Source organism: Streptomyces malaysiensis subsp. malaysiensis (assembly GCF_040653035.1).
Classification (GTDB): domain Bacteria; phylum Actinomycetota; class Actinomycetes; order Streptomycetales; family Streptomycetaceae; genus Streptomyces; species Streptomyces malaysiensis.
The window spans coordinates 1-13,798 of sequence record NZ_JBEZNG010000064.1; the positions used below are offsets into that span (position 1 = coordinate 1).

The window sequence follows — 13,798 nt, forward strand, 5'->3', positions numbered from 1 at the left end:
TGGTGGGTCATTCGGGTGGTGAGGTTGCTGCTGCGTGTGTGTCGGGTGCGTTGTCGTTGGAGGACGCTGTTCGGGTTGTGGCGGTGCGGAGTCAGATCATTTCCGGTGTTCTTTCGGGTCGGGGTGGTATGGCGTCGGTGGGGTTGTCGGAGGAGGAGGCGGTTGCTCGGCTACGGGAGTGGGATGGTCGGGTTGAGATCGGGGCGGTCAACAGTCCGTCCTCGGTGGTGATTTCCGGTGACACCGAAGCCCTTGGTGGGGCCCTTGACGCCCTTGCGGCGGACGGCGTCGGCGCGCGCCGGGTCGCGATCGACTACGCCTCCCACACGAAGCACGTCGAAGCGATCGAAGACGCACTGGCAGCCGCGTTCGCCGACATCCGTGCCCAGGCGCCGCTGATTCCCTTCTACTCGACCGTGACCGGTGAGTGGGTGCGGGAGGCGGGTGTCCTGGACGGCGGTTACTGGTATCGGAACCTGCGCGGTCAGGTCCGCTTCGGCCCCGCGATCGCTGACCTGCTGGCCGACGGCCACACCGTCTTCGTGGAGTCCAGCGCGCACCCCGTCCTGGTCCAGCCGATCAACGAGATCGTCGACCAGGCCGGCACCGGCGCCGTGGTGAGTGGATCGCTACGTCGTGGCGAGGGCACCTCGCGCCGGCTGCTGACCTCGATGGCGGAACTCTTCGTCCGAGGCGTCCCCGTCGACTGGACCGGTGTCCTCCCGGCCGGTGCCGTCGCCGCCCGGGCCGACCTCCCCACCTACGCCTTCGACCACCAGCACTACTGGCTCCGCCCCGCTCCCGCCGTCGACGCCGTCGCGCTCGGACAAGCCGCCGGCGACCACCCACTCATCGGGGCGATCGTCGGCCGACCGGACTCCGGCGGCCTCATGACCACCTCACGGTGGTCGGTGGCCACTCACCCCTGGCTCGGCGATCACACCGTCGGTGATGTCGTGGTCGTACCGAGCGCGGCGCTGGTCGAGATGGCCATCCGGCTCGGTGACGAAGTCGGCAGCCCCGTGATCGAGGAGCTGACCGTGGACCGGCCCGTCCTGCTGCCGCTGCGCGGCGGCGGCCGAGCGGTACAGATGACCGTCGGAAAGGTCGACGAGCAGGGGCGGCGACCGGTCGAGGCATACTCCCGCCCGGACGACGCGAGCCCGGACGCGGTGTGGACACGCCACGCCCACGGCACATTGATGCCCGGACCGGTGACCCCACCGGCTTCCAGCAGCACTTGGCCCACCACCGGTCCCACAACCGACGTCGCCCTCCATGAGGCAATCGGCGACGCCGACCGCTACGGCCTGCACCCGGCGCTGCTCGACGCGGCGATCTGCACGGCCCTGCCCCCAGGCATGATCGCAACCCGGTGGAGCGGGGTGACCTTGCTGGCCTCCGGCGCCGCGGCGGTACGGGTCCGCGCAGCCCGTGGCGCCGCTGGAGTGACCCGCCTCGAGCTGGTGGATGCCACCGACGCGCCGGTGCTGATCGCTGATGCCGTCGTCGCCGAGCCGTTCTCGCCCGAGAAGGCGGACGCGTCGGCCCCCGGCACCCTGTTCCAGGTCGATTGGGTCGAACTGCTCCCGCCCCCGGGGGAAACGGCTGAGGAAGCCGTCACCACGGCGACCATCGCCGACGCCGAAGACCTCGCTGACCTCACAGCCGTACCAGACCTTCTGATGTACGAGGCCGGGCATTCGCCCGCCGACCCGCGCGAGGCCGTCGCCGCCGCGTTGGCCGTTCTCCAGGCATGGCTGGCAGCACCGGCCCTGGCGCACACCCGCCTCGTCGTGATGATCCCCGGGGCTGAGGACGATCTCACGGCGGCCGCCGTGTCCGGCCTGCTGCGTTCGGCACAGTCGGAGCACCCCGACCGCATCGTCCTCGTCGACCGCGAAAATGCCGAACACCACGACAGCGCGGCGACCGTGAAGGCCGTGCAACTCGCGTCGGTCACGGGCGAGCTCCGAATCCGTGTGCGAGATGGCGTGACCCTCGTACCTCGGCTCAAACCCGCCCCACTCACCGAAAACCCCCGGCGCGAGCTCACCCCTGACGGCACCGTCCTCGTCACCGGCGGCACGGGGACGCTCGGCAGTCTCGTAGCCCGGCACCTGGCCACCGAACACGGCGTACGGCACCTGCTGCTGACCAGCCGGAGCGGACCGAACGCCGAAGGGGCGGCGGAGCTGTACGAGGAACTGACAAACCTCGGCACGACCGTCACCATCGCCGCGTGCGACACCGCCGACCGAGACGCTGTCGCCGCGCTCCTCGCCGCCGTACCGGACGCACACCCGCTCACCGCCGTCGTCCATACCGCCGGAGTCCTCGACGACGCCGTGGTCACCACCCTGACCCCGGACCGTCTCGACACGGTCCTGCGGCCGAAACTTGACGCCGCACTGCATCTGCACGACCTGACCCGGCACATCGACCTCGCGGCGTTCGTCCTCTTCTCCTCCGCCGCCGGCGTTCTCGGCAACCCCGGCCAGGGCAACTACGCCGCCGCGAACGCCTCCCTGGACGCCCTCGCCCTGCACCGCCGCCGCTCCGGCCTGCCCGGCATCTCCCTCGCCTGGGGTTACTGGAACGCGGCCACCGCCATGACCCGGCACCTCGGCGCCGCAGACCTGCACCGCACCCGGAGCCTCGGCATGGCCGGGCTCTCCACCGCCGAGGGCATGGCGCTGCTCGACATGGCCCTGCGGGCGGGCGAGGAGACTCCCGCCGCTCTCGTGGCAACTCGGTTCGACCTTCCCGCCCTGCGGGCATCCACCCGCGCCGGAACTCCCGTGGCACCGCTCCTGCGCGGCCTCGCGCCCGTTCCTCGGCCGGCCGCCATGTCCTCGCGGACGGCCGTAACCGGCTCCCTGCGTCAGCGGCTCGACCGCCTGGGCGCCAGGGAGCGCACAGAGGCGCTGGTGGAACTGGTCCGGCGGAACGCCGCCCAGGTGCTCGGCCACTCCGGCGCCGACGGCATCCGCGTCGACCGCGCCTTCAAGGACGCCGGCTTCGACTCGCTGACCGCCATCGAACTGCGCAACCGGCTCGCGGCCGCGACGAGTCTCACCCTGCCCTCCACCATCGTCTTCGATCACCCGAAGCCGCTGCTGCTCGCGGACCACCTGCGCGTACGGCTCTTCGGCGACGACGAACAACGACAAGAAGACGACCAGCACGGCGACGGCACCGTGGCTGCCCTCTCCGACGACCCGATCGCCATCGTCGCGATGGCCTGCCGCTTCCCCGGCGGTGTGGAAAGCCCCGAAGACCTGTGGCGCCTGGTCACCGAAGGCACCTCGGTCATCGGCGAGTTCCCCGACGACCGCGGCTGGGACATCGATTCGCACTACGACGCCGATCCTGACCGAATCGGCAAGACCTACGTACGGCACGGCGCGTTCCTGGACGACGCAACCGGATTCGACGCCGCCTTCTTCGGGATCTCACCGAACGAGGCGCTCGCGATGGACCCCCAGCAGCGGCTGTTCCTGGAAACCTCCTGGGAGGCGTTCGAACGCGCCGCGATCGACCCGACCGGACCCGGCAGTAAGGACATCGGCGTCTTCGTCGGCGTCAACAGCCACGACTACACCGTTCGGACACACCACGCGCCCGGCGTCGAGGGCTTCCGCCTCACCGGCAACTCCGGCAGCGTCATCTCCGGCCGGATCGCCTACCAGTTCGGCTTCGAAGGCCCGGCCATCACGATCGACACAGCCTGTTCGTCCTCGCTCGTCGCCCTCCACCTGGCGGCCCGCGCAATCCAGCAGGGCGAGTGCTCCATGGCCCTCGCCGGCGGCGTGATGGTCATGGGCAATCTGGAGACCTTCGTCGAGTTCTCCCGGCAGCGCGGCCTCTCGCCGGACGGCCGCTGCAAGCCCTTCGCCGACGCGGCGGATGGAACCGGCTGGTCCGAGGGCGTCGGCGTGCTCCTCGTCGAACGACTCTCCGACGCACGCCGCCGAGGTCACCAGGTCCTCGCGGTGGTCAAAGGCACCGCGGTCAACCAGGACGGCGCGTCCAACGGACTCACAGCGCCCAACGGCCTCTCACAGCAGCGAGTGATCCGCAAGGCGCTCGCCGACGCCGGCCTGTCGACATCGGATGTGGACGCGGTCGAGGGCCACGGCACGGGAACGGTCCTCGGAGACCCCATCGAGGCGCGGGCGCTGCTCGACACCTACGGGCAGAACCGGCCCGCCGACCGCCCGCTGTGGCTCGGCTCGATCAAGTCCAACATCGGTCACCCCCAGGCCGCGGCCGGCGTGGCAGGCGTCATCAAGATGGTGATGGCGATGCGGGACGGCGTCATGCCCCGCACGCTGCATGTGGACCGGCCCTCGACCCACGTGGACTGGTCCACCGGCGCGGTGCAGCTACTCACAGAGGCCCGTCAGTGGCCCGATGCCGGGCATCCGCGAAGCGCCGGTGTCTCGTCCTTCGGCATCAGTGGCACCAACGCGCACGTCGTGATCCAGCAGGCGCCGGCCGAAGACGCCACCTCGGACCAGGCGCATGGCGCCGAACCCGCACCGTCACATTCCGCTGGTCTGCCCACGCCCGTTCCTGTGTCGGCCCGGACAGCGGCGGCTCTGCGCGCCCAGGCCGGACGCCTCGCTCGCTTCGTCGACGCGCGGCCCGAGCTGTCCCTCACCGACACCGCGCACGCGCTGGCCACCACCCGTGCCCAACTCGACCACCGGGCCGTCCTGTTGGCCACCGACCGGCAGCAGCTCGCTGACGCGCTGCGCGCACTCAGCAATGGCACGCCCACCGCCGCCACTGTCACCGGCCGCCCCTCCGAGGGGAAACTGGCCTTCCTCTTCACCGGGCAGGGCAGCCAGTGGGCCGGCATGGGCCGCGAACTCGCCGAACGACACCCGGTCTTCCGCGAGGCGTTCACCGCCGCATGCGATGCCGTCGAACGACACCTGGACGGTCACCTGGCGCGTCCGTTGCGCCACGTGCTGTTCGCCGAGTCCGGCACGGCGGAAGCCGCATTGCTCGACCAGACCCTGTACACACAGGCAGGTCTCTTCGCCCTGGAGACCGCGCTGTTCCGACTCTTCGGCTCCTGGGGCGTACGTCCGGACCTCGTGGCCGGACACTCGGTCGGCGAGATCTCCGCCGCCCATGCCGCCGGCATACTCGACCTGGCGGAGGCAGGCGAACTGGTCGCCGCCCGCGGCCGGTTGATGCAGGCCCTGCCGGAGGGCGGCGCGATGGTCGCCGTCCAGGCAACGGAGGCCGAGGTCGCACCGTTGCTGGACGAGACCACAGGCGAGATCGCCATCGCCGCGGTCAACGGACCCGACGCCATCGTGCTCTCCGGCGCCCAGGACACCGTCCTCGACGTGGCCGCGCGACTGGCCGACCAGGGCCGGAAGACCAAACGCCTGAAGGTCGGTCACGCCTTCCACTCGCCACTGATGGCCCCCATGCTCGACGAGTTCCGAGCTGTCATTGCCCGGCTGCGTCCCCGCCCGGCCACCATCCCCGTCGTCTCCACGCTCACCGGCACCCCCGCGGAGGACGGCCAGTTCGCCACCCCGGAGTACTGGGCCGACCAGGTGCGCCATGCCGTACGGTTCGCCGACACGGTCACCGCACTGCGCGACCAGGGCGCCCGAACCTTCCTGGAGATCGGACCCGGCAACAGCCTGACCTCTTTGACCCTCGGCGCTCTGGGCACGGAACACGGGGACTGCTTCGCCACCATGAGTGAGGACGACTCGGAGGAGACCGCCGTCCTCACCGCACTCGCCGAACTGCACGTCCGTGACACGGATGTCGACTGGCCGGCTCTCCTCGGCACCCCGGCCACCGAGATCGGCACCGAACTGCCCACGTACGCCTTCCAGCACGAGCGTTACTGGGTCGAACCCGAGATCTCCGCCGCGGGCGCCGAGGCGCTCGGCGCCCGCTCCACCGGACACCCGTTGCTCAGCACGGCCATCGAGATTCCCGGGGACGGCCCCACCGGTTTGGTGCTCACAGGCCGGCTCGACCGGCGGGCCCTCGGCCGGCTCCTCGACCCCGGCACCGGCGCCGTTCCGGCAGCCGCACTTCTCGACCTCCTGGTCCACGCAGGCACCGTGGCGGGCAGCGGCGCGGTCGAACAGATCATCATCGACTCGCCGCCGACCGTGCCCGAACACAGCCACCTCCAACTCCGCGTCCGCGTCGATGGTCCCGGCCGGGACGGGCTGCGCCCGGTCGTCATCCACAGCAGGCGGTCCGGCGACGAGGACGGCACCTGGACGCGCCACGCCCGCGCCCTGCTCCGGCCCGGCCTGCCCACACCATCCTTCGACCTGCGCACCTGGCCGGCCGCTGGAGCCGACGCCCTGGCCGACCTGCTCGACCCCCAGGAGAGCGGGGGCATACACGGCCTGACGGAACAGGACGGCCGGCTCTTCGCCAACCTTTCCCTGCCACCGGAACTCGTCGATCAAGCCGCGGGGTTCATCCTCCATCCCGCACTCCTCGACTCCGTCCTTCGCCTCCTGGCAGACCGCACCGGCGAGAGCGGGCGCGACCTCACAACCTGCACCGACCTGGCCGTGTTCGCCGAGGGCGCCACCGCCCTGCGGCTACGGGCGACGCCCGTGGACGGCGGACGCCATCTTGTGGAGCTCGCCGACCACACGGGCGAACCAGTCGCCGTGCTCGGCCCACTGGCCCTGTCCAGTCCCACCAGCGTCACCATCGACGCCACGGTTGCCACCCCTGCCCCCGGCGAGACGCATACGACGAAGGACGGTCAGCTGGTCCGACGCATCGTCGGCCGCCCGGCCGCCGAGAAAGGATCACTGGCCCACCGGCTCGCCGCGCTGGACGCCACCGAACAGCAGCGGGCACTGCTCGACCTCGTGCAGGAGAGCGCGGCCGTCGTCCTCGGCCACACCGGCGCCGAAGCACTCGAGGAGAACCGGCCGTTCAAGGACCTCGGCTTCGACTCGCTCAGCGCCGTCAAACTCCGCAACCGGTTGCACGACTTCACTGGCGTGAGCCTGCCCAGCACTGTCGTCTTCGACCACCCCACCCCTGCCACTCTCGCCGGGCACCTGCGCATCGAACTGCTGGGCGAGGAAGTCGTACCCGAACCGGCCGAAGGCGTCCGATCCGGACCTGCCGTGCCGGCGGAATCCGACGAGCCGATCGCCATCATCGCCATGAGCACCCGCCTGCCCGGTGGTGTCGACACCCCTGAGGACTTGTGGCGATTGGTCATCGACGAGCGCGACGCGCTCTCCGTCTTCCCGCACAACCGGGACTGGGACGTCGACACGCTGTACCACCCGGACCCGGCCCACCCCGGTACCACCTACACCCGGGTCGGCGGATTCCTGCACGACGCCGCCCAGTTCGACGCCAAACTCTTCGGGATCTCACCGCGCGAGGCCCTCGCGATGGATCCGCAGCAGCGGCTGCTCCTGGAGACCTCGTGGGAGGCCCTGGAACGCGCCGGAATCGATCCCCTCTCCGTCCGGGGCGACGACATCGGTGTTTTCACCGGCATCGTCCACCACGACTACGTCACCCGGCTGAGGCAGGTCCCCGAGGACGTCCGGGGCTATGTGATGACCGGCACGTCGCCGAGCGTGGCGTCGGGGCGCGTGGCGTACGTGTTCGGCTTCGAAGGGCCGGCGGTGACCATCGACACGGCTTGCTCGTCCTCGCTCGTGGCGATGCACCTGGCGGCCCAGGCGATCCGGCGCGGAGAGTGCTCGCTCGCGCTCGCCGGAGGTGCGACCGTCATGTCCAGCCCGGATGCCTTCGTCGAATTCGCCGGCCAGCGCGGACTCTCCCCCGACGGCCGGTGCAAGGCGTACTCCTCGACCGCGGACGGCACGGGTTTCGCCGAGGGCGTCGGCGTGGTCGTCCTGGAGCGCCTGTCGCAGGCCCGTCGCAACGGCCACCGGATCCTGGCCGTGATGCGCGGCAGCGCGGTCAACCAGGACGGCGCCTCGAACGGGCTGTCCGCCCCCAGCGGACCGTCCCAGCGACGCGTCATCCGACGCGCCCTGTCCGACGCCGGCCTGTCGACGAAGGACATCGACATCGTCGAGGGCCACGGCACCGGCACCCCCCTGGGCGACCCGATCGAGGTCCAGGCGCTACTCGCCACCTACGGCCAGGACCGGCCCGCCGACAGTCCCCTGTGGCTCGGCTCGCTGAAGTCCAACATCGGCCACACCCAGGCAGCCGCGGGCATCTCCGGCGTCATCAAAATGGTCGAAGCGCTACAGCACGGCGTCATGCCGCCGACGCTCCACGTCGCCGAGCCGACACCGCAGGTGGATTGGGCGACCAACGCGATCGCCCTGCTCACGCAGGCACGGGAATGGCCGGCCACCGGCCGCCCGCGCCGAGCCGCCGTCTCCTCCTTCGGCGTGAGCGGCACGAACGCGCACGTGATCCTGGAACAGGCTCCCGTGGAGCAGCCCGCGGCGACGGCCACACCGACCGAAGCAGTGGGCCCGCTGGTCGTGTCCGCCGCATCGAAGGCATCCCTGGCAGGGCAGGCAGCGCGCCTCGCGACGTTCCTCGAGACCTCCGAGAACTCCGCGCCGCTGGATGCCGTGGCGGCGGGGTTGGTGTCGCAGCGGACGATGTTGTCCGAGCGTGCGGTGGTGGTGGCCGGTTCCCGTGCGGAGGCGCTGGCGGGTCTGCACGGGCTCGCGCGGGGTGAATCTCGTCCCGATGCCGTCGCCGGGAGCGCGGTGGCCCCGGGCCGGACGGTGCTGGTGTTCCCGGGCCAGGGTTCGCAGTGGCAGGGCATGGGCCGTGAACTCCTCGACTCCTCGCCGGTGTTCGCGCAGCGGGTCGGGGAGTGCGCGGCGGCGCTCGAGCAATGGGTTGACTGGTCGTTGGTGGACGTGCTGCGCGGGGATGTTCCGGCCGAGATGCTGGAGAGGATCGAGGTGATCCAGCCGGCGCTGTTCTCCGTGATGGTGGGCCTTGCCGCGGTGTGGGAGTCGGTGGGCGTGGTGCCGGATGCGGTGGTCGGTCACTCGCAGGGTGAGATCGCCGCCGCGTGTGTCTCGGGCGCGCTGTCATTGGAGGACGCGGCTCGGATCGTAGTGCTGCGCTCACAGCTGTTCGCCGACGAACTGGTGGGGCGAGGCGCCGTGGCATCCGTGGCGCTGTCCGGGCAGGACGCGGAAGAGTTGCTGGCGCCGTACGGAGGCCGGTTGGCCATCGCGGGCGTGAACAGCCCCCGCTCGGTGACCGTGGCCGGGGCGCACGAGCCGCTCGAGGAGCTGGTTGCGGCGCTGACCGGGCGAGGGATCCGGGCCCGGATCGTGCCCTCGACAGTCGCCTCGCACTCCCCGCAGGTCGACAGGTTGCGCGACCGCATCGCCGAACTGCTGTCCTTCGTACGCCCCGGCAAGGGCCGCGTGCCGCTCTACTCGACCGTCACCGGCGAGGTCCTGCACGGCCCTGAACTGACGGCCGACTACTGGTTCGAGAACTGCCGCCGACCGGTCGATTTCGAGCCCGTCGTCCGCAAGCTGCTGGCCGGCGGTCACACCGTGTTCGTGGAGTCGAGCGCCCACCCGGTCCTGGCCCAGCCGCTCAATCAGATCGTGGACGAGGAGGATGACAACGTCCGGCTGCGTACCGTTGTCGGCAGCACGCTGCGCCGTGACGAGGGCGGCCCGCGCCGCCTGCTCACCTCGATGGCCGAGCTCTTCGTCCGGGGTGTTCCCGTCGACTGGACCAAGTTCCTCATGGCCGGGGCCGGGCACGTCGACCTTCCGACGTACGCCTTCGACCGGCGCCACTACTGGTTGCAGGATGCTGCGACAGCCGACGACAGCGGCGCCTCCGACAACGACGCCGACGCGGACTTCTGGAGCGCCGTCGAGCAGACCGACGCGGACTCGCTCGCCGGGCTCCTCGCCCCGGACTCCGCCGGTCTGCGCGACGCCTTGCGCACCGTCATGCCGGCGCTTGCGGACTGGCGCGGCAGGAGCCGGCGGCGCTCCAGCGCTGAACGCCTCCGCTACGCCGTCACCTGGCGGCCCCTGGACCGTGAGGTGTCAAGGGTGCCCGCGGGCCGCTGGCTCGCCGTCCTGCCGCCGGGATGCCCGGCCGAAACCGTGACCGGCTCCCGGGTGGCCGAGCTCATCGCCGAGCTCGGTGCCCAGGGACTCGACGTGGTGCCCTTCGAGACCGTTCCCTCCGCCTTCACCCGCACCGGACTCACCGCGCGCCTGGGCGACATCCGGGCCGAGTACCAGCCCGCGGGAGTTCTCTCCCTGCTCGCCCTCGACGGCGAGCAGGACGCCATCGACACCGTCGCCAGGACCCTCGCGCTGGTTCAGGCGCTGGGGGACGCGGGCTTGAACGGGCCGCTGTGGTGCCTGACCCGGGGCGCGGTGAACACCGGCATTCAGGACACGGCCGGCGAGCCCGGCGACGCCGCGATCTGGGGCCTGGGCCGCGCCGTGGCTCTCGAGCACCCCGACCGGTGGGGCGGCCTGATCGACCTGCCGGCGACCGCCGACGCCCACACCGCGCAGTACCTCGTGGGCGCGCTGAACGGCACCGCGGGCGACCAGCTCGCCGTACGCCGCCCCGGCCTCTACAGCCGACGGCTCGTACGCAAGCCCGCGTCTCAGACCCCCGCCGACGGCGGCTGGCGGCCCCACGGCACAGTCCTCGTGACCGGCGGCGCCGAGGCCCTCGGCATCCATGCCTCGCTCTGGCTCGCCCGGTCCGGCGCGCGCCGTCTCATCGTCACAACCACGGCTCAGGCCCCCGCCGACGCCGTCACCGAGTTGCAGGGCAAGCTCGCGGCCGCCGGGGTGGAGACGACAGTCGTCTCATGTGCCGACGCCGACCGTGAGACGCTCGCCCGGCTCATCGCCGAGACCCCGCGGGAACAGCCGCTGACCGCCGTCGTGCACGCCGCCGACGCTCCATGGACCAGTGCCGTCGCCGACACCGGCCACGCCGACCTCACCGAGGTCTTCGCGGGCAAGGTCGACACCGCTGTATGGCTCGACGAACTGTTCACCGGCACCGACGCCGCCCCGCTCGACGCCTTCGTGGTCTTCTCCTCGATCGCCGGCATCTGGGGCGGCGGTGGCCAGGGCGTCTCCGGCGCGGCCGGCGCGGTCCTGGACGCCCTTGTCGATCGGCGCCGCGGCCGGGGACTCGCGGCCACCTCGATCGCCTGGGGAGCCCTCGACGGGATCGGCCTCGGCATGGATGAGGCGGCCGCCGCGCAGCTGCGCCGCCGCGGTGTCCTGCCGATGGCCCATCAGGTCGCCGTGACCGCGTTCGAACAGGCCGCGGAGGCACGGGAGAAGGCCGTGACGGTTGCCGACATGGATTGGGAAGCGTTCATCCCGGCGTTCACCTCCGCACGAGTCAGCCCGCTCTTCGCCGACTTGCCCGAAGCCGCGGCCGCACTGCGCTCCTCCCAACCCGATGCCGAGAACGGCGACATCACCTCGTCCCTGGTCGACTCTCTGCGGGACGTCCCCCAGGCCGAACAGAACCGTCTCCTGCTCCGGCTGGTCTGTGGGCAGGCCGCGACCGTCCTCGGACACAGCAGTGGGGAGAGCATCGGTCCGCTCCAGTCCTTCCAGGAGGTCGGCTTCGACTCGCTCGGCGCCGTCAACCTCCGCAACAGCCTGCACGTCGCCACCGGTCTACGACTGCCCGCGACACTCGTCTTCGACTACCCGACCCCGGACGCCGTCGTCGGCTTCCTGCGCTCCGAGCTGCTGACGGAAACGAGCGACGACCTGGAAGGGCGGGAGGACGACCTGCGACGCGTGCTCGCACAGGTCCCGCTCTCCCGCCTTCGGGAGGCCGGCCTCCTCGACACGCTGCTCAGCCTCGGCGGCTCGGTGGACGGCTCCGTCCCCGAGGCGGCGACGCCCGAGCCGGCCCCGGCGGCGCCCGCCGCCGAGGACGCAGCCGTGATCGACGTGATGGACGTCGCCGACCTCGTGAAGCGCGCTCTGGGCAGCAACCCCAACTGACTTACCGACACCTGGCCGACAGCCACAAAGACGGAGGATGCACCGAGATGACGGCACCGGACGAGCAGATCGTCGACGCACTGCGTGCCTCGCTCAAGGAGAACATGCGGCTCCAACAGGAGAACCAGCGTCTCTCCGAGTCCTCGGCCGAGCCCATCGCGATCGTGTCGATGGCTTGTCGGTACGCGGGCGGCATACGCAACCCCGAGGACCTCTGGCGGGTGGTGAACGACGGCACCGACGTCTACACCTCCTTCCCCGAGAACCGCGGCTGGGACCTGGAGGGCATCTACCACCCCGACCCGGACAACCCCGGCACGACGTACGTCCGCGAGGGTGCGTTCCTGCACGACGCCAACCTGTTCGACGCCGGGTTGTTCGGGATCTCGCCGCTTGAGGCGCTCGCGATGGAACCTCAACAGCGGCAGCTTCTCGAGATCTGCTGGGAGGTCCTCGAACGAGCCGGCATCGACCCGCACTCCGTACGCGGCGCCGACATCGGCGTATACGCCGGTCTGGTCCACCAGGACTACGCGCCCGACCTCAGCGGCCTCGAAGGCTACCTCAGCCTGGAGCGTGCTCTGGGCAGCGCGGGCGGCATCGCCTCGGGACGGGTCGCCTACACACTCGGCCTCGAAGGCCCCGCCGTCACCGTCGACACCATGTGCTCCTCCACTCTGGTCGCCGTGCACGTGGCCACACAGGCGCTTCGGCGCGGTGAGTGCGCCATGGCCCTGGCCGGCGGCGCGACCGTCATGTCGACCCCCGGAGGGTTCATCGGCTTCGCCCGGCAGCGCGCCCTCGCCTTCGACGGCCGCTGCAAGTCGTACGGGGCCGCCGCGGACGGCTCCAGCTGGGCCGAGGGCGCCGGTGTCGTCCTCCTCGAGCGGCTGTCGGACGCGCGCCGCAACGGACACCGGGTCCTCGCGGTGATCCGCGGCTCCGCCCTCAACCAGGACGGCGCCTCCAACGGTCTGACGGCGCCCAATGGCCCGGCGCAGCGGCGCGTCATCCGCAAGGCGCTGGAGAACGCCGGCCTCACCACAGCCGACATCGACATGGTCGAGGGCCACGGCACCGGCACCGTTCTCGGCGACCCGATCGAGGCCCAGGCCCTGATCGCCACGTACGGCCAGGACCGGCCCGAGGGCCGGCCACTATGGCTCGGCTCGGTCAAGTCGGTGATCGGACACACCCAGAGCGGCTCCGGCGTGGCCGGACTGATCAACGCGGTGCAGGCGCTCAGGCACGGCGTCATGCCCGCCACCCGGCACGTCGACGCCCCCAACCCGCAGGTGGACTGGTCGGCGGGTGCGGTGGAGCTGCTGACCGAGGCCCGCGCGTGGCCGGAGCTGGGCCGGCCACGCCGGGCCGGTGTGTCCTCGTTCGGCGCCAGCGGTACGAACGCCCACATGATCCTGGAACAGGCGCCGGAAGAACCCGCCGCGGAGTCCCCCTCCGGCCCAGCGCTCGATGGAGTGGTACCGCTGGTGCTGTCGGCGGCTACGGCCGCCTCGCTGACCGGCCAGGCGGAGCGACTGGGGTCGTTCCTCGAGGCGTCCGGCACGGTCGCGCTCGCCGATGTGGCGGCCGCACTGGTCACCGGCCGGGCGTCGCTGGCCCAGCGCGCGGTCGTCGTGACCGACTCGCCCGAGGAGGCCCTGGCAGGTCTCGGTGCGCTGGCTCGTGGTGAGGATGTTCGTGGGGTGGTTGTTGGTGGTGGGGTGAGGTCGGGTGGGGACGGCAAGGTTGTGTTGGTGTTTCCGGGGCAGGGTTCGCCG

At 71.3% G+C, this 13,798-nt stretch carries 2 protein-coding genes; both read left to right on the top strand.

Translation table 11 applies throughout. The features are described from left to right. Positions 1 to 2 precede the first annotated feature (2 nt). Positions 3 to 12,017, top strand: a complete 12,015-nt coding sequence (locus tag AB0E24_RS45625; RefSeq protein WP_359385912.1) for a type I polyketide synthase — start codon at positions 3 to 5, stop codon at positions 12,015 to 12,017. Positions 12,018 to 12,028: 11 nt separating this feature from the next. Further along, the coding region (locus AB0E24_RS45630) for a type I polyketide synthase (protein WP_435865403.1) at positions 12,029 to 13,798 on the top strand (1,770 nt) is incomplete at its 3' end.